The following is a 17,098-nucleotide window of genomic DNA, read 5'->3' as shown; positions in this document are numbered from 1 at the left end:
CCCACAATTTCATTCTTTGAGAAATTTTTCAGGAATCAATCCTAAACCAACCCTCCTAAAGTAAAAGAGCCTCTACATCTAGAAGCTCATTCAGCCATCCATTGCCAATGTTGAATTTACGGTTGTCTACTTCCTCCTCAATAATTCTACCCCAGCTGCTTCTGTATCCTTTTTAATAACTCATCCACATCAAAAGGTTTGGCAATAAAATCATCTGCACCTTCGGTTCTGCTAATATCGGCATGAGCGGACATTAGAACTACAGGAATTTTGCTGGTTTTTTCTCCTTCTTTTAATTCCCTGCAAAGATCCACCCCATTTCCATCGGGCAACATTATATCCAGCAGGAAAAGATCTGGTACTTTTCCAGGTATAGCCTTGTGAAAAGCTCTTGCCGTAGGGAATGTCTTTACAGAGTACTGTTGACTTACTAACAAAAATTCTATTAATTCTCTAATCCCGTCGTCATCTTCTACAATAAATATCTCTTTCATATCAACTTTTTTTCAGGAATTAATCAAATGTATTTCCTAAATAGCTTTTTCTATATTTTTTTTTTGTAATGCCAATGGAAGGGTAAAGGAAAATTCAGAACCCTCTCCATATTCACTGCTCACCTCAATAATTCCTCCATGACGATCAATGATCTGTTTGGTGAGATAGAGTCCCAGACCAAGGCCACTTATTCCTTTTGTATCCTCTGCCCTGTAAAACCTGGTAAATAGTTGTTGCTGTTGTTCCCCGGTTAATCCTATCCCCTTATCCCTAACCCTTAAAGTCATTTTTTCATCAACCACCTCCAGGTTTATGAAAATCTCTTCGGCTTTTGGAGAGTATTTAATGGCATTGGTAATAAGGTTTAGTATGGCCTGCTCAATACGTTGCCTGTCCCCTCTAATGATAACCGGATTATTTCCAAGATCTTCAATTACCCGGTGAGACTGTGAAGAATAAGAAAAGGTTTCAATAATTTCCCTCAACATTTCCTTTATGTCAAAAACCTCAAGTCTAAAATTGAGCTGTCCTGATTCTATTCTTGACATATTTAATAGATCTTCCACCAGGGTCTGTAGTTTTTCAACCTGATAAAGGGATTTGTCCACGAACAACTGGGACATTTTATCGGCTTCCTTTTTTGCAAGTACCTGCAAATATCCTTTAATAGTAGTGAGCGGGGTTTTGAGTTCATGACTTGCAAGAGCAATAAACTCATCTTTTTTCTCACTCAAAGATTTCACCTGTTCAAAAAGTTTTGAATTATCCAGGGATACCGCTGCCTGGGCAGCAATATTCACAACAAGCAATTCATGTTCCGCCGTGAACTTCCCGGCTTCGGGATGCCCGTACAACAATCCTCCAATCACACTTCCCGATTTTGAAACTACCGGAATGGCCAGGTAACTCGCTACCGAGAAATGGCCTTTTGGCATACCATTAAAAGGCGCATTTTTGCCAAAATCAGCATGTTTGGTAATATCATCTATCCTCATCACCTTTTTGTCTCTAAAGGTGGGTAAAAATATATCTGTATGCCGCGGCATCGCCATGTTATCAAAGATCTTACGTGGTGCACCCGAAAGAGTAAACAATCTGAATGAATTGCCTTTTTCATCTGAATTGTTATAGAAAAAAGCTCCAAATCCTGCACCGGTGAGGAGAGTGGTAGCATCGGTAACCCGTTGAAGTATCCCCTGCACATCAAGATTTTCGGAAATACTTTTTCCTACCGTATTCAGCGTTTCCAGGTTCTTTATATATTTTTCCATCGCCGTCTGGGATTCTATACGAGTAGTGATATCACGGGCAACTTTTGAAGCTCCTACGATATTTCCTCGCGAATCCTTGACAGGGGAAACAGTGATGGACACAGGTATTTCCTTGCCCAGTTTATGTTTCCGAATAGTCTCGAAATGTTCAATTTTAATCCCCCGTTAAATTTTACTCAGGATCACATCTTCTTCACTAAGGCGCTCTTCGGGAATAAGGAGCTTGATGGAGCGCCCAATCACTTCCTCTTCAGAATGTCCAAAGATCTCCTGGGCTCCCCTGTTCCAGCTCGTAATTATCCCCTGCAAATCTTTACTGATAATTGCATCATCTGAAGATTGCACTATAGCCGACAATGTAGCCTGCTTCTCTTCACTCCGGAGTTTGTCTGAAATATCCCGGGCCACCTTTGAGGCTCCTATTATTTTACCAAAAGCGTTTTTTATTGGAGATATCGTTACAGATATAGGTATTTTCCTCCCGGTCTTATGCAGGCGCCGGGTTTCAAAAGGATCAATTCTTCTACCTTTCTTTATATTGTTTATAATCCCTACCTCCTCCTGCAAGAGATCTTCAGGAATAAGCATGGTGATTGGCTGGCCCAGAGCTTCCTCTTCGGAATATCCAAAGATACGCTCTGCACCTTCATTCCAGCTGGTGATCCTCCCATTAAGATCTTTACTTACCATTGCATCATCTGAAGATTGCACAATGGCCGAAAGAGTTTCCTTCTTTATATGGTCTTTCTTTTGTTCGGTAATATCTACGAGGGTATTATGAGCTCCCAGCAATTCCTCGTTTTTGTCGAATAATAACCGGGGGAAAACCATTAAATTTTTGAATGTCCCGTCGGGACATTCAATACTTATCTCGCTCTTTCCTTCTTCTTTTCCAGATTTTATAATCCTCGCAATTGGACTATCCTCCAAAGGCATGGGAGCACCGTCGGGAGAGTACATTTTCCAGGAGCCACACCAGGACTCAGTTTGGAACTCGGGAGTTCTGCCCCATAACTCTACAGCAGCTTTATTGAAGTAGGTTAACCTCCCTTTCACATCACAGGTGCAAACGGCAACCGCAGAATCCTCCAGCAGTTGACGGAACGTCACATCCATTCCTCCCGGTCCACCTATACCGGGCTTATTTTTGATCTGCATCTCTTTTTTATTTATAGGGTGCCAAAAGGGGCAATTTGACCTCAGATTTTTGAAAAAAAAACTGGTAACAAAAATTAAAGATAAGTTTTACTTATACATTTAAGTAGCCAAAAATAAATCTTATAATACCTTTAACACCAGTACCAACCCTTGCCCATAAATAAGAAAAGTGAACTTTAGCTCACCTATAACCTTTGCTATGATCGATAATATTTGAGATTGGAATATAGAAGACCTTCTGGGGCACCTTATGGGTTCTAAAATGTGAAGATAAATTCAACAACCTGCCGTTAAGTAGAGATTGAGTAGAAAGTGCTCAAAAACAAAAAGTACCTTTCCAGAATAAGAGTAATCCAATTTTCTTGATTTAATCCCATTTTGGAATCAATACTCTTTTTGGTCCTTTAACAACCTTTTTATGTTTTTATTATGGCCGTAAAGCACCATTATATCATATTTATGGAGAACAGTTTTTGCCGAGGCTACTCCCTGTACATTTGAAACCTGTCGGTCTGCTCCAATTTCATTTTTTTCTCTTGTAATTTTTATTGTTGTGAGAACGATGATATCATACTTCCGCTTAAGACCTATTTCCTCGAGAGTCTTGCCATCGAACTCCTCAGGAACCTCCGTCTCAATAATGCTGTAATCCCGATTCACTTCAAAGGAATCTACCACTCCGGAAAGATTTAATTTCTTTGCCCATCTTTCAGCTGTTTCTTCCTCAGGATGAATGATTTCATCCACGCCCATGGCTTGAAGAACCATCTCCTGAAGGGGCGAAACAGCCCGGCTTATAAGTCTTTTCACGTGTAACTGCTTCATTAGAGCGGTAGCCATAATATTTGCTCCTTTGTCTTCTCCTATTCCTACAATGACTACATCAGTATCTTTTAGAGGCAAACTGGACACTGCAGTAATATCTGTAGAATCCAGGTTTACAGCGTGCGTTATTTTATCTTTAATAGCTTCTACTTTGCTCATGTTGGAATCAACTCCAATAACTTCATTTCCCAATTTCGTCAACTTTTCTGAAAGAGAGGCACCAAAATTCCCAAGGCCAATAATTATATATTTCATACTCTTAATTCATTAATATTTCTTCCTGAGGATATTTATAATTTAGGTATTTAACCCTTCTTAAAAGGGCTATTAAAATAGTTAACATGCTCACTCTCCCAATGAACATTGTTGCAATGATTACCATTTTTGAAGCTGAACTAAGGTGGGGTGTTATTCCTATACTGAGGCCTACCGTGCTATAGGCCGAAAAGCTTTCAAAGGCAATACTGAGCAAAGTTTTTTCCTGATCAAAGGAAGCTATTAAAAAAATTGAAGTACCAATTACCATTAGGGATAAAGCCACAATAGCAAAGGCTCTTCTCATAGATAGATCAGATATTTCTCTTCTAAAAACTTCTACCCTATCCTTACCACGGGCAAGGCTAATGAAATTGAGCGTCATTAAAGCAAAGGTGCTTGTTTTTATCCCCCCTCCTGTGGAACCGGGAGAGGCTCCAATCCACATGAGAATAAAAATGATCATTAGTGTTGAAAAATTTAAAGCACTCATATCTACTGAATTAAATCCCGCTGTTCTAGGGGTGGCGGCACCAAAAAAAGAGACTACTAATTTTCCAAACCATGAATGTTCCTGGAGGGTATTGTTATATTCAAAGAAATAAAACAAGATCGTTCCTGCCAAAAGCAGCACCGAAGTTGTTAACAGAACAATTCTTGTGTTTAAGTTGATTACCCATGGCGTATAAACTGAATTTGCGGGATGTTGTAGTTTCGCATACTGGTTTTTGAAAAAATATCGAAAGTATTTGTAAAGGTTGAAGAGAATGGGAAATCCAATACCTCCAAGGATAAACAAGGTAACGATAATTAGCTGCAGAGGATAGTTGAACTTGAATTCAGGTTCATACAGACTATTCTCCAGGGTAGAGAAGCCGGCATTGCAAAAACCTGAAATACTATGGAATATTGAAAAGAAAACCTGGTTCAAGAAGCCTTCCACAGTTCCGGGATCAAGACTAAAGAAAATAAATACTGCACCAATAGCTTCGATAGTAAGAGTGAGCAGAACAATCTTTTTAAGTACACTAAATACTTCTCCAATCTTTTCTGAATTCGTCATATCCTTTAACATGATCTGATGCTCGTAAGAACTCTTTCCGCGGAAAAAGTAGGAAAAGTAACTGGCAAAGGTCATTATTCCCAGCCCCCCCAGCTGAATAAGAATTAAGATGATAGTTTGGCCAAGACTTGTAAAATAAGTACCGGTGTCCACAACAATTAAACCTGTGACACATACCGCACTTGTTGCAGTAAAAAGAGCATCCACGGCAGATATTCCTTCATAAGTCGCTTTGGGCAACATCAAGAGGAGTGTTCCAATAAAGATAAGCCCCAGGAAACTTGCTATAAATAATTGTGCAGGGTTCAAAAACTCACGGTTAAAATTGAGCCGGAGTGTAGAAAATTCCCTAATAAAATAAATTAACAATGCTAAGTAAAGCCATCCCATATTATTGAAGAAGGCCAGGAATGGAAAAGTCCCAATTAAAAAATCCAGCCTTATAAGGATCAGGAGTATATTGAGGGAAAAAATGATTCCGTCGAAAATGCGGACTTTAAGAGGAAAATTTTTCTCGGATATATTATACCTTACAAGTATAGTAGCGGTACCAACGAAAAGAGTTATGAGATAAAAATCTGTGAGATATAGTTCTGTTTCTGATCTATGGGTAAAGCCAAGATCGAATATGATGAGACATATTGTTAAGAGACTCAACCAAAAAGAGAACTTTTTTAATACGTTAAGTCTACTTTGAATTTTCTCCCGTCTCTGTTTTTCGGTTAAGTTCAAAAAATCACAATTAAATTTGACCGGAGCGTGAACATTGATCAAGCCAAATCACCAATGTAATGATTAGGATCATTATAATGATCGCAGGGTATTTGAGATGAGAATAACCCTCTGATCCTTCCCCGTCTGTTTTACTTTTTTTGCTCATGATCTATAATGAACAAAGGTACTGGGGAAAATATAAGGGGTGTGTAAGGATTTCCTCGAGGGTATAAAGATTTTATAAAGACTAAAGAAACCTGTAGCCTACTCCACTTTCTGTTATAAAATGGGCCGGATGGTTAGGATCCTTTTCAAGCTTTTTCCGAAGTTGTGCAATGAAAACCCTCAGGTATTGTGTTTCCGTTTGGGCTCCAAGCCCCCATATCGTTTTCAAAAGGTATTGATGGGTTAATACCTTTCCCTGATTCCTGGCTAAAAGAACGAGGAGATTATATTCTGTGGAAGTCAGTTTTACAATTTCCTGATCTCTGAAAACTGAACGGGAAGTCAAGTCGATTTCAAGATCATCTGAAAAAATCTTTTGCTGTAATTCAACTCCCTGGTTAAGCCGAATTGAAGAACGAATCCTGGCAAGGAGTTCTCCGGTTCTAAAAGGCTTCGTAAGATAATCTGTCGCACCGCTGTCAAGAGCTTTTATGATATCTTCTTCAGAGTCAATAACCGATAAAATTATTATGGACTTTTCGAACCAGTTCCGCAGTTCCTTGAGTACATCATGGCCACTAATATCGGGCAGGCCAAGGTCAAGAATAACAAGTTCGGGAGGATGATTTGCAGCCAGGTGAATTCCTTCGGTTCCGTTAGAAGCCTGAATCACTTTATAATCATTGCTTTCCAAAACGATTTTTAGTAGTTTTCTTATCTGCGGTTCGTCATCAATAACAAGAATTTCCCCTTTATTCATCATCTATTGTAGTTAAATTTGCTTTCTGGGCAGGTATATTAATGGTGAATTTCGCTCCACCTGCAGGTGTATTTTCAAGTGTTATCGATCCATTGTGAGCTTTCACAAAACCTTTGGCTATTGATAGCCCCAGTCCCGTTCCTCCCGTCACAGAATTCGGCAGCCGGTAAAACTTGTCAAAAACCTTTTCCAACTTATCTTCAGGAAAGCCTGGACCTGTATCAATTATTTCAATTTTAAATCCATCTCTCCTAAGACAGGCTGAAATAATAATATCGGTACCTTCCGGTGTGTATTCAAGGGCGTTATATACAATGTTGTGAAGAACCTGTTCCAAAAGTACTCCGTCAAATCTAAAAAGTGGCAGATCTTCTGTTGAGGAAAAAATTATGGTGTGTGATTCTTTTCTATTGTTTTCTATAACTCCGTGTATTATTTCTTTGATGTCATACCAGTCAAGCTGTAACTTGAAAAAATCTGACTCCAAGCGACTCATGCTTAGCAAATTGTTAACCTGCCGATGCAGTCTATTCCCAGCCAAATCCAACTCGGTGTATAATTCCACTCTATTGGCTTCAGAAATTTTGCTCATTTTTAAGGTATCTACAGCACCTATTATCGTGGAAATAGGCGTTTTGAGTTCATGGGAAAGGGAGTTGAGTAGTGTGTTATAAAGATGTAGAGTTTTTTCCCGCTCCTTTCGTTGTCGGGCAACAGCTTCTAACTTTCTAAGCCGGGAAGTAAAAACAGCATTAATTACTGCTATGACAAAATACATTAAAAAGAGTAAAGCATCCTGCGGAGTAGTAATATTAAAAGTTGCTTTTGGCTGAATAAAGAGAAAATTCCATGTCAATGCACTTAGAATGGCAACTGTAACCACAGGAAGAGTATTGAGAAACATTGCCAGAATAGAAACTGCCAAGAGTAAAATAAGTGCTACAACATGATAACCGATAAAATCATTAAAAAGAAAACAAATGAAGGAAATAGAAAAGATACTGCCAATCCCTACCAGGTATTGCAGCCACCAGTTCTCATCAATTTTTCTAAATAATTTCACAAGCTATAAATATAAGGCGCTTACTGCTCCTGTCATCGCACCAATGATGGAAAAATTTCGAGGTTCATTTCTGATCAAAATAATGGCGATTGGTCCTAACTTTTAGGGGATGGTCCCTTTTTGGGTTCAAGGGGGTCCTCAAGTATGCATCTTTTTGCCAAAAAAAGCTCCCCGATTTGAGGGGTTAGAATTATAATTAGAAGTCTTATTAAAACAAGAATCTGAACCCAGGGTGACTATTGAATATGGAATTCCATATTCAGTAATTTCTTGGTAAGGATTTATTCAGTTACATGTTTATTCAAATGAAAAACCGGCTAATACGATTAGTATGGAGCCGGTTTATCAATGTGGTGTTTATTTTTTTATTCATCTAACCACTCTACAGACCCTGTATCAACATTATAGTAGGCTCCTAAAATGTTTATTTCTCCATTTTGAGCCATTTCAGCAATAATCGGGCTGTCAGTTTTAATTTTGTCGATGGTGTGTTTTACATTATTTTTTATAACCGCATCGACGTATTCTTTGTTTTTAATTGTTCTCTGATCTTCAGGGAAATTCTCTGTCATTTCGATGGCAGGATCAATATGCCCCAGCATTGTGGTAATATTTCCTAATTCTACATTGTCAATAGCAGATTTAATGGCACCACAACTTTCATGACCCATTACCACTATGACTTTAGATCCCGCAACTTTAGTAGCAAATTCCATGCTTCCTAGCATTTCTTCATCTGCAAAATTTCCTGCTATACGACCAACGAATAGATCCCCAAGCCCCTGGTCAAAAATTTCTTCAACAGGTACTCTACTATCGATGCACGAGAGTATCATGGCCTTTGGATATTGTGCACCAGCGGTTGCCTCTATACGGGCCTCACGATTTCTCGGAGTAAGACTGTCCTTAATAAATCTTTCGTTGCCCCCCTTAAATTCGGCGACCACATCTGCAGGCGTTAGAGCATCACGTTGTTCCTGAGTTAAAGTAACATCAGCGTCCCATTGCGCACTTTCAGTATTCATTTGAGCATCTTCTGTAGAATCCAGAGGTTCATTCTTTTCTTCAGCTTCTCCACAGGAAACCATGAGGATTGGAACAAATAACAGAAGGCTTAAGTAATTTAATTTTCTCATAAATATATCTTTAAAAATTTCTGCTAATTTACAGTTCCGGTTATTGCCTTAACTATTAGAATATTTTATATGAGGTATAAGATTTTATAAGCATCAAATCGAGTAGTGATAATTCTAATATTTTTCGGCCCATCCAAATGTTTCTTTAATAATCTTGTTCCGGTCCTTTTTAATGTAATCTAAATAGGCAATGGCAGCAGGTGAGAATTTTTTCCCTTTCATCCAGATTATCTGCCAGTTTGATTTAATCGGAAAACCTCCAACAGGAATTATTTCAAGATCTCCGGACATAAGTTCATTTTTGATTCCTATTATTGGCATCACAGAATAACCAAGTCCCGCTACTACCGCCTGCTTTACGGCTTCATTGGAAGTTAATTCCATTTTTTTGAGCACTGGAAGATTGTGCTCCTTCATAAAACTTTCCATCACCTGCCGGGTACCAGAACCCGATTCCCTGTAAATCAAAGGAATCTGGCTTAGAATATCCCTGTTATGATATTCTGTCTTTAACTCCTGATCCCGACCGCCCACCAGGAATAATTTGTTTTCCATTAATTCGATCTTCTCAATTTGTAAATGCTCAGGTAGCACTGAGACCAGAGCAAAATCAATTTCATTATTTTCCAAATTTTTAATAACCGTAGATTTGTTAGTGACATCCAGGAAAAGATTTACGCCGGGATTTTTTTTCAAAAAACCTGAAAGAAAAAAAGGCATCACATATTTACCCGTAGAAACGACAGCCACTTTAAGACGTCCTATAAGTTCTCCCTGGTACGCAAAGATCTTCATGTCTAAAGTCTCGACCTCTTCCAGAATTTTCTCTGCTGCATTAGCTATTTCCTGCCCAAACTCTGTTAGATGGATTTTTCTTCCAATGACTTCCAACAATGGAATATTGAACTGCTCCTGAAAATTTTTTAATTGTATAGACACAGCCGGTTGTGATAGATGTAACTCCTCTGAAGCCTTTGTAATATTCTGGATTTTGGCCACCGATAAAAATATTTTTAACTGGTGTAAAGTATAGTTCATAAGATATCTTTATAAAAGACATCAAATATATAAATTATACTTTATACATGATTTTGATCAGTTTTGCGCCATAATTTTTAGAATCAAAGAAAATGGAACAAGTAAAATTAATTGAAGGGAAATTTGCATCTGTGGAGGCAAAAGAATTATTACTAAATATCATTGGCAGTAAAATTCAATTCCATACCACAAAAAATTTTAGTACAGAGATATGCACTGGAGAACCCAACGAGAATTCTCTTGCCAAAATTGGTGCTCTTCGGGAATCGAGGTTAAAGGTTATTAAGCTATTGGAAGAAGCCCAGGCTGACGACTTATTAGTGGAGATCCACTCTTCAATTTCAATTTCCTGTATTCCCAAAGAAGAATTAGACTGAATTAGTACACAGGAAATAGATTTAAGGCTTTGGTCTATGAAATATTTCGAAAACTAAGCTGAACTGCAAATATTCTAAAAAATCTTTGACATTATAATATGCAAAATCTGGAAGAAGCTATACAGCTTTTAAAAAATGATAATATAATTGCCATTCCTACCGAAACAGTTTATGGCCTGGCAGGCAACGCTTTTAGCGACAATGCTGTAAAAAAGATCTTCAGGCTAAAGAACAGACCATGGAATAATCCTTTGATAGTACACATAGGTTCATTAAATGAATTGGATAGCCTGGCCAAAGATATTCCTGAAGTGGCTTATCATCTCGCCAGCACTTTCTGGCCAGGACCTTTAACCATAATCCTGAAGAAAAAAGACAAAGTTGCTAAAACAGTAACAGCCGGTTTAGACACTGTTGCTGTTAGAATACCCGATCATCCACTGACTTTAAAACTGCTGGAAAGACTTGATTTTCCTTTGGCCGCTCCCAGTGCCAATCCATTTGGCAGCATTAGCTCCTCGAGAGCAGAACATGTGGAGAACTATTTTAAAGATCAACTGGATCTTATCCTTGATGGAGGAGAATGTACTAAGGGAATTGAATCAACCATCATAGGTTTTGATCAAAATGAAGAACCTGTTTTGTACAGACATGGCTCCATATCTCTTGAACAGGTGGAAGAAATTGTGGGAGAGGTGAAAATCTTCAATCAAAGCGGAAAGAGACCAATTGCTCCAGGGATGTTACCCAAACATTATTCTCCCGAAACCATAAGTTTCTTAACCGATGATGTTCTAAAAACAGTCAACCTGTTTAAGGGAAAAAAGGTCGGGCTTCTTCTTTTTAAAGAAAAGCGTCCAAACCTTCCTCTTATTCATCAGGAAGTTCTTTCAAAATCGGGAAATTATAGTGAGGCCGCAAAAAATCTTTACGTCGCAATGCATCGCCTTGATCAAAAGAAACTTGATGCAATCATTTTTGAAAAATTTCCTGAAGAGGATTTGGGAAAGGCCATAAATGACAAATTGAGAAGAGCGGCTCATGCGGCTCAATAATAATACAGAGCCTTATCTCCACCATTAAAAACCCAGGAAATTTTTTTTTGATATTTCCCAACCTAGAAATAACTACATGAACATAAGTTTACTAATAGAAAATTTAACAAGTCCGGCCCTATTATTTTTTGTGATGGGAATACTTGCAGTCCAGTTGAAAAGTGACCTGGAAATACCAAAAAGTTCTTCAAAGTTTATTTCCCTCTATCTCTTATTCTCCATAGGCTTTAATGGGGGACGTGAACTTGCTCACAGTGAGTTTTCCATGGAAATAATATGGACAGTTCTTTTTGGTCTGGTGAGTGCGCTCATCATCCCTATTTATACCTTTTTTATTCTAAAGAAAAGATTGAGTATAGAAAACTCCGGTGCCATAGCAGCAGCTTATGGCTCTATTAGTGCCGTTACTTTTGTAACTGCAGTATCTTTTCTGGAAATTCAGCAAATTACCTATAGTGGACATATGGTGGCCCTAATGGCATTAATGGAGGCACCGGCAATTATTGTTGGGGTAACTCTTATATCTCTTTACGGCAGTAAAGACAAAAACTCACCTAATATTAGTAGTTTGATTGGTCATTCTTTTACCAATGGCAGTGTTTTGATGATTTTAGGAAGTTTAATAATTGGTCTTCTGGCAAGTGAAAGTCAGGCCCAGGGAATTGCTCCGTTCACAAATGATATTTTTAAAGGTTTTCTGGCCATATTCCTTTTGGACATGGGTATTATTAGCGGAAGGAAGCTGGCCGACTTTATTAAAAGTGGATGGTTCACCACTCTCTTTGCCATTGTTATACCTGTAATCAATGGATGTGCTGTAGCCTGGATAAGCGGTCTAGTAACAGGAAATACAGGTGACAGGTTTATGCTGGCCATACTGGCTGCCAGTGCCTCCTATATTGCAGTGCCGGCAGCCATGAAAATGGCTGTACCCAAAGCAAATCCGGGTTTATATTTACCCATGGCTTTAGCTGTCACTTTCCCCTTTAATATCACCTTCGGATTTCCTATTTATATGTCTATAATTGGTTCCTAACGCTTCCAAAATGGCAGATAATAAATTTTCCAAATTCAAAAATTACGCAAAGAAGTATCAATTAAAATCAATTTTTTGGCTCTTAGCACTTCTTTTTACTGCTGCTCTAACAGGAGTGATACTAATATTTTCTTTAGAAATTCTTATTTTTTAAAAAACCTCATTACTCAAAAAGGGCAACAACTTCTAATTTTCTAAGCAGGGAAGTAAAAACAGCATTTATTACTGCTATGACAAAATACATTAAAAAGAGTAAAGCATCCTGCGGAGTAGTATTATTAAAAGTAGCTTTTGGCTGAATAAAGAGAAAATTCCATGTCAATGCACTTAGAATGGCAACAGTCACCACGGCAAGGGTATTGAGGAACATTACCAGAATAGAAACTGCCAGGAATAAAATAAGTGCTACAACATGATAACCGATAAAATCATTAAAAAGAAAACAAATGAAGGAAATAGAAAAGATACTGCCAATCCCTACCAGATATTGCAGCCACCAGTTCTCATATTTTTTTTAAATAACTTCACAAGCTATAAATATAACGCGCTTACTGCTCCTGTCATCGTTACAATGATGGAAAAATTTCGAGGTTCATTAGTGACCATAATAATGGCAATTGGTCCTAACCTTTAGGCGAGGGTCCCTTTTTATATAAGGGGTCCCTCAAGTATCCCTCTATATGTGAAGAAAACAAGATTACCTGACAAAAAGAAGAGAGGCGGTATAGAATACCCCCAAACAAAAAAGCCCTTCCCTCAAAGGGAAAAGCTTCTCATTGGTTTACTTCTAAACCCAGGTAAGTCAAAGACTTACCACAAACAACACAACTAATTTTTATTGCCAAAAAAAGCTCCCCAATTTGAGGAGCTTCTTTGCAATTTGCGGTCTGGACGAGACTCGAACTCGCTTCAGAAATATCAGTGTAATTCCACTCTCACACAACCCAACAACTTTTGAGTTCCCGATTTTATACCTAAAATCACTTTAAACTTGTCTCTGCTAAGTTCGTTATTTCATACATTAACTCCTTTTGGGTCAACATTGTAAGCTCTGAAGTTCCGGTATTTGCAAGAATTCTTTTTACTGTATCACGATGAACCTCAGCCTTTTGATATTTTACATTGCCTTCTATAACCTTTAAATGTGAATGTAGTAGTTTTCTGTTATGAGACCACTTTCTCTCCAAAATCTGTAAGGCCACATCGGTCGAATTTAAAAGGATAGGCAAAAGGTGAAATGGATTTTTTTGGTTTATTTTATCTTCACATAAATAAGCCATCCACCAAAGTCTGGCGACCCCATGCCTCACAAGATATTCAAATCTTAATTGATGTCTCTTACCAGGCATGAAATACCTTTTTTTAATGTCTCCTGTCTGCCATCTTTTCTGCATGTACTTGTAGAAATAAGAGTGTGCAAGATAAGTCCAGAGTCTTTTGTCACTCGCCTCAAAAGGGGTTATGGGTCTTTTTATACCATCCAATTCGTAAAATATATTCTGGTACAATAATATTGCATTATTCACATCACATTCGTTAACACCTTTTTCATTATACCCCAATCTTAAATCCAGTGAATCAATAAGGTTTTCATTGAAGAATATACATGTTTTTCCTTCCGCAAATTCATTATCGAATTTAAAATAATCAGGATTTTCATACTGTGAGCTGTCAATAAGTGCCTTCTCGAGGAGGTCTTCGCAATAGCGAAACTTAAAAGCTTTAACTTCAATTTTATTCATATTCATCAAGTTGCTTCATTAACGAATTTGTTGTCATAAGAGATTTCAGAATGGGAGAATGTAGGATTTTATCTACCATGGGTAAAAGATCTTCGTTAGGATCAAATAATTCATCATCCCCTATTGCTTCTTCTAATGTCTGAACCCAAGAATACTTCCCCGGATCATTATAATCACTCTCAAATTTCCTGATATGTGCAAGTAGCTCTAAGAGTACAGGAGTTACGAGGTTCCCGAGTAGTAAGTCCGAAGTCCTTTTCCTTGCTTCCGAGTATTCTAAAAAGATTTCTTCCGGCAAATAAAAAATTACCTGATCGGGAAGAATTCTAAATGTTATTTCTTGAGCTTGGTCTGAGGGCCTTTTAGAAAATTTTAAAAAGGAATCTGAGCTGCTTAAATCATGAAAGCCAGCATCTAACTTTATACTGACCTCTTTTGTTTCTCCTACTATATTACCCTTTTCAAATCTGAATGAATACTGTGAATAAACATCAGTGAAGTCAGAATTATAGAAGGAATGGATCGTTTTGGCAGCGCAAATCTTGAAGTTTACATCTAATTCAAACCTACCCCTTACTAATGACCTTGGAATTTTTATTAAAAATGGTTCATTGCACTTTGGATGAACTTCAGTTAATTTTAAGAAGGAGGTATTTTCGACAGTGGTAACGCAACACAATTCTCCAGAGTTTATTCGTGATTCAATTTCTTTATTAGAAACGGAATGAAATACTTTTATGATGTATTCATCCTTACTCAGTTTAATAGAGGAGATTATACCATTATAGGTAGAGCTCTTATAGCCTGTTTTACCGAATACAGGATATGGAAGATACTTACTTCGATTCATAGCCTTCTATATTAAATGCATATTTGGAATCAGTCTTAGTGTAAAGAATTATCTTGTTCATTCCTGGCAGAATTTGAACCTTCCGCAGAATATCCTTGGCTCCGACCTTAGCAATTTTTTCTCCGTTAGCGTATGTAGCGCTACGCAGGACGAGGAAATCAGGTATTCTTTCACCATTATAAGAAACTACGTATAAATAAATATCAACTTGAATTGCCTTATCTTCTTCTGATTTTATAAATAAATCATATTGGTAAGGAGCACTGTCGTTTTTAATAATAAACTTGTCTAAACGATTAAAATTGAAGTTCTTTTTAGACTTAGGTTTCCTTTTCTTATTTTCCTTAGTTTTAGTTTGGGACTTAGTATGTTCTGGATCTGGTTCTGAATCGCCTTTTTTCCCTTTACCGACTTTTACTGGAGCTTGAATCTTTCCATCTGGTGTAATCACCATTGTTGTAGACTGTAAGGAGGGGTCAACCACAATCTCCTCCTCAATTTCTATAATTTTTTCTTTAGCAGTTTCGTTTCTTTGGGCGCCTTCTCCGGGAATTGAAGCTCCTTCACCATCGCCATTATCTACATAGGGAAGAAACTTTTCAAGACCACTAACAGTTGTTTCCTCCTCTTCTTCTTCCGGTTCAAAGGACTTTATTTTATCCTCTATCCAGTTCTTCAACTTACTAAATTCTTCTCGTTCACTACTGTTTCTGGGCTTCCAAGATACGTGTTCGGCTCCTTCCATCAATCTCAATTTGGTACTCCCCTCCTTCCCATCACAGATAAAAACTGCGGCATAATTTTTCGTTAATAAAGGACCTCGCTTTTGATCAAATATTTTCATCCTTTTGTCGCGCATGTAATCGATTCTCTTTGTGTAGAGATCATCTAATTTCACGTACAATTTCAGCTCACCGAAACCCACAACCGTTTCAGAGAATTCTACACCATCCTTTAAGGTCTCATAAAACATTTTAGTTTGTTGATCAGCATGATCAACAATATAACTCTCAAGATTACTGGAATTGATTAGGTGGTGGTCAGTTTTCACCACAAGCTTTCCAGAATGTATAGCAGCATAAAAATTGGTCAGTACGGCTTGTATGATTTGCTCTTCCCAATCATCAGAATGCATAAATCCAGCAACAAAGACGCTTGTACCGATCTCACTCCTTCTAAAAAATTCTGGTATTTCCTCTTCGTTTCTTATAGCTCTTCTTCCGTCCTTTTCAAATTTTACTTTAGCCTCATAATATTCACCATCCTCTTCAAAAGATGTGAATTGTGCCCCCCCTTTAAAGGCCACACCCTCCTCGGTTTTAGTGCTTATAAAAAGTGTTCTCAGGCTCGATAATAATAGTGGAGCAAATTTCCCTATTCCTCTCGATCCTCCACGAGTACTCTCTGAACCGTCAGAAATCCCAATTGCCCCTGTCATTCTCTCCCAAGGAAGTCGATAATTACCGTCTTCTCCCTCTATTCCTGTAGTATTATGGTCAGAAATCTCCAAAAATGGGATAAAAAGGTCATTCTGTAGCTGATTTAACGCATTCAGCATAAACATCATAGGTTCATCTGTGTCTTTTTGACCAGAGTCGTAACCAAATTGAATACAGGCCTTTAAAATTTTTATCAATTCTTCGCGGTCAGGAATGTCATCAATAGGAATTTCATGCTTTTTGTATGATAAGATGACCGGATTTTCTGATTTGTCTGGATTATCAATACTGTTTTGCCCAGTTTCCCTTACAACTGAAGGCACTTGACCTCCCCTATTGAAAAGTTCAAGACCTGGAAGGTTAAATCCGTTCAAATCAGCTGGATTACCAAACTTTTGCCATTTCGCCTCGTTGTCCATCAAAATTTAAATTTATTTTTCTTGCTCTTGCTTAATTCATTCTGAAATCTTAATTCGGTTAGCCGAATTGCCTCCTTGATGGCTCCAAACATTTTCTTGGTATCCTCTTCATTATATTCGTAATTATTCCGATTAGAACAATTCCCAAGAAGATCAAGTTTATCTATTATAAACCGTACTCTCTTACCGGCCACTTCTTCAAATCTTTGTCTTTTGTCTTTCATAACAGTACATGTA

Annotated in this window: 17 protein-coding genes and 1 pseudogene; 4 read left to right on the top strand and 14 right to left on the bottom strand. The window is 37.8% G+C overall.

The window, feature by feature from the left end; genetic code table 11:
• Nucleotides 1-146: 146 nt before the first annotated feature.
• The 9 genes and pseudogenes from LA313_RS14110 to LA313_RS14070 all read right to left on the bottom strand — a co-directional run bounded on the left by LA313_RS14110 (nucleotide 147) and on the right by LA313_RS14070 (nucleotide 9,943).
• On the bottom strand, nucleotides 147-494 hold the full coding sequence (locus tag LA313_RS14110; RefSeq protein WP_228916101.1) for a response regulator transcription factor: 348 nt from the start codon (nucleotides 492-494) through the stop codon (nucleotides 147-149).
• 36 nt (nucleotides 495-530) lie between these two features.
• The gene (locus LA313_RS14105) at nucleotides 531-1,043 is read right to left on the bottom strand and encodes a sensor histidine kinase (protein ID WP_408641380.1); all 513 of its coding nucleotides are present in this window, start codon (nucleotides 1,041-1,043) and stop codon (nucleotides 531-533) included.
• Nucleotides 1,035-2,882, bottom strand: a pseudogene (locus LA313_RS14100) (PAS domain S-box protein); the annotation flags it as partial. The pseudogene LA313_RS14100 and the gene LA313_RS14105, both read right to left, overlap by 9 nt.
• A 426-nt stretch (nucleotides 2,883-3,308) precedes the next feature.
• The gene (locus tag LA313_RS14095; protein ID WP_228916099.1) at nucleotides 3,309-4,004 is read right to left on the bottom strand and encodes a potassium channel family protein; all 696 of its coding nucleotides are present in this window, start codon (nucleotides 4,002-4,004) and stop codon (nucleotides 3,309-3,311) included.
• Nucleotides 4,005-4,008: 4 nt separating this feature from the next.
• Nucleotides 4,009-5,724, bottom strand: coding sequence for a TrkH family potassium uptake protein (locus LA313_RS14090; RefSeq protein WP_228916097.1), 1,716 nt, complete (start codon nucleotides 5,722-5,724; stop codon nucleotides 4,009-4,011).
• Nucleotides 5,725-6,028: 304 nt separating this feature from the next.
• Nucleotides 6,029-6,706, bottom strand: a complete 678-nt coding sequence (locus LA313_RS14085; protein WP_228916383.1) for a response regulator — start codon at nucleotides 6,704-6,706, stop codon at nucleotides 6,029-6,031.
• On the bottom strand, nucleotides 6,699-7,769 hold the full coding sequence (locus tag LA313_RS14080) for a sensor histidine kinase (protein ID WP_228916095.1): 1,071 nt from the start codon (nucleotides 7,767-7,769) through the stop codon (nucleotides 6,699-6,701). The genes LA313_RS14085 and LA313_RS14080 overlap by 8 nt, the downstream gene beginning before the upstream one ends.
• Nucleotides 7,770-8,134: 365 nt before the next feature.
• Nucleotides 8,135-8,905: a carbonic anhydrase family protein gene (locus tag LA313_RS14075; protein ID WP_228916093.1), complete on the bottom strand. Its 771-nt coding sequence runs from the start codon at nucleotides 8,903-8,905 to the stop codon at nucleotides 8,135-8,137.
• Between the two features lie 114 nt (nucleotides 8,906-9,019).
• On the bottom strand, nucleotides 9,020-9,943 hold the full coding sequence (locus LA313_RS14070) for a LysR family transcriptional regulator (RefSeq protein ID WP_228916091.1): 924 nt from the start codon (nucleotides 9,941-9,943) through the stop codon (nucleotides 9,020-9,022).
• Between the two features lie 92 nt (nucleotides 9,944-10,035).
• On the opposite strand from LA313_RS14070, the gene LA313_RS14065 reads away from it, so the two are divergent.
• From LA313_RS14065 to LA313_RS14055, 3 genes are all read left to right on the top strand, one after another.
• Nucleotides 10,036-10,320 carry a hypothetical protein gene (locus LA313_RS14065; protein WP_228916089.1) on the top strand — a complete coding sequence of 95 codons (285 nt, stop codon included), beginning with the start codon at nucleotides 10,036-10,038 and terminating at the stop codon, nucleotides 10,318-10,320.
• Nucleotides 10,321-10,418: 98 nt separating this feature from the next.
• Nucleotides 10,419-11,375: an L-threonylcarbamoyladenylate synthase gene (locus tag LA313_RS14060; RefSeq protein ID WP_228916088.1), complete on the top strand. Its 957-nt coding sequence runs from the start codon at nucleotides 10,419-10,421 to the stop codon at nucleotides 11,373-11,375.
• 76 nt (nucleotides 11,376-11,451) lie between these two features.
• Nucleotides 11,452-12,411: a sodium-dependent bicarbonate transport family permease gene (locus LA313_RS14055; protein WP_228916086.1), complete on the top strand. Its 960-nt coding sequence runs from the start codon at nucleotides 11,452-11,454 to the stop codon at nucleotides 12,409-12,411.
• Nucleotides 12,412-12,574: 163 nt separating this feature from the next.
• On the opposite strand, the gene LA313_RS14050 is transcribed toward LA313_RS14055, so the two are convergent.
• Nucleotides 12,575-12,859 carry a DUF4118 domain-containing protein gene (locus LA313_RS14050; RefSeq protein ID WP_228916381.1) on the bottom strand — a complete coding sequence of 95 codons (285 nt, stop codon included), beginning with the start codon at nucleotides 12,857-12,859 and terminating at the stop codon, nucleotides 12,575-12,577.
• Between LA313_RS14050 and LA313_RS14045 the strand changes: the two genes are divergently transcribed.
• On the top strand, nucleotides 12,824-13,045 hold the full coding sequence (locus LA313_RS14045) for a hypothetical protein (RefSeq protein WP_228916084.1): 222 nt from the start codon (nucleotides 12,824-12,826) through the stop codon (nucleotides 13,043-13,045). The two genes, LA313_RS14050 and LA313_RS14045, sit on opposite strands and share 36 nt — an antisense overlap.
• Before the next feature lie 346 nt (nucleotides 13,046-13,391).
• Here LA313_RS14045 and LA313_RS14040 read toward each other — a convergent pair whose 3' ends face one another.
• The 4 genes from LA313_RS14040 to LA313_RS14025 are packed head-to-tail and all read right to left on the bottom strand — an operon-like array spanning nucleotide 13,392 to nucleotide 17,085.
• Nucleotides 13,392-14,153 (bottom strand): DUF6339 family protein, encoded by a 762-nt coding sequence (locus tag LA313_RS14040; protein ID WP_228916082.1) that lies wholly within the window; start codon nucleotides 14,151-14,153, stop codon nucleotides 13,392-13,394.
• A complete protein-coding gene (locus LA313_RS14035) occupies nucleotides 14,146-15,003 on the bottom strand; it encodes a hypothetical protein (RefSeq protein WP_228916079.1) in 858 nt (285 codons plus the stop codon). The genes LA313_RS14040 and LA313_RS14035 overlap by 8 nt, the downstream gene beginning before the upstream one ends.
• Nucleotides 14,990-16,861 (bottom strand): hypothetical protein, encoded by a 1,872-nt coding sequence (locus LA313_RS14030; RefSeq protein WP_228916077.1) that lies wholly within the window; start codon nucleotides 16,859-16,861, stop codon nucleotides 14,990-14,992. Before LA313_RS14030 ends, LA313_RS14035 begins: the two co-directional genes overlap by 14 nt.
• Complete coding sequence (locus LA313_RS14025; protein WP_228916075.1) at nucleotides 16,861-17,085, bottom strand: hypothetical protein; 225 nt, start codon at nucleotides 17,083-17,085, stop codon at nucleotides 16,861-16,863. Before LA313_RS14025 ends, LA313_RS14030 begins: the two co-directional genes overlap by 1 nt.
• Nucleotides 17,086-17,098: the final 13 nt, after the last annotated feature.

Origin of the sequence: Salinimicrobium sediminilitoris (assembly GCF_020866905.1) — a bacterium.
Taxonomy (GTDB): domain Bacteria; phylum Bacteroidota; class Bacteroidia; order Flavobacteriales; family Flavobacteriaceae; genus Salinimicrobium; species Salinimicrobium sediminilitoris.
This window is presented reverse-complemented; position numbering and strand designations above follow the sequence as displayed.

Excerpts from the sequence above, each read along its gene's own strand:
- LA313_RS14105 (WP_408641380.1), bottom strand. The coding sequence starts at position 1,043 with ATGTCAAGAATAGAATCAGGACAGCTCAATTTTAGACTTGAGGTTTTT.
- LA313_RS14025 (WP_228916075.1), bottom strand. The coding sequence starts at position 17,085 with ATGAAAGACAAAAGACAAAGATTTGAAGAAGTGGCCGGTAAGAGAGTA.
- LA313_RS14065 (WP_228916089.1), top strand. The coding sequence starts at position 10,036 with ATGGAACAAGTAAAATTAATTGAAGGGAAATTTGCATCTGTGGAGGCA.
- LA313_RS14040 (WP_228916082.1), bottom strand. The coding sequence starts at position 14,153 with ATGAATAAAATTGAAGTTAAAGCTTTTAAGTTTCGCTATTGCGAAGAC.
- LA313_RS14070 (WP_228916091.1), bottom strand. The coding sequence starts at position 9,943 with ATGAACTATACTTTACACCAGTTAAAAATATTTTTATCGGTGGCCAAA.
- LA313_RS14110 (WP_228916101.1), bottom strand. The coding sequence starts at position 494 with ATGAAAGAGATATTTATTGTAGAAGATGACGACGGGATTAGAGAATTA.
- LA313_RS14085 (WP_228916383.1), bottom strand. The coding sequence starts at position 6,706 with ATGAATAAAGGGGAAATTCTTGTTATTGATGACGAACCGCAGATAAGA.
- LA313_RS14055 (WP_228916086.1), top strand. The coding sequence starts at position 11,452 with ATGAACATAAGTTTACTAATAGAAAATTTAACAAGTCCGGCCCTATTA.
- LA313_RS14030 (WP_228916077.1), bottom strand. The coding sequence starts at position 16,861 with ATGGACAACGAGGCGAAATGGCAAAAGTTTGGTAATCCAGCTGATTTG.
- LA313_RS14060 (WP_228916088.1), top strand. The coding sequence starts at position 10,419 with ATGCAAAATCTGGAAGAAGCTATACAGCTTTTAAAAAATGATAATATA.
- LA313_RS14095 (WP_228916099.1), bottom strand. The coding sequence starts at position 4,004 with ATGAAATATATAATTATTGGCCTTGGGAATTTTGGTGCCTCTCTTTCA.
- LA313_RS14075 (WP_228916093.1), bottom strand. The coding sequence starts at position 8,905 with ATGAGAAAATTAAATTACTTAAGCCTTCTGTTATTTGTTCCAATCCTC.
- LA313_RS14045 (WP_228916084.1), top strand. The coding sequence starts at position 12,824 with ATGATAACCGATAAAATCATTAAAAAGAAAACAAATGAAGGAAATAGA.
- LA313_RS14035 (WP_228916079.1), bottom strand. The coding sequence starts at position 15,003 with ATGAATCGAAGTAAGTATCTTCCATATCCTGTATTCGGTAAAACAGGC.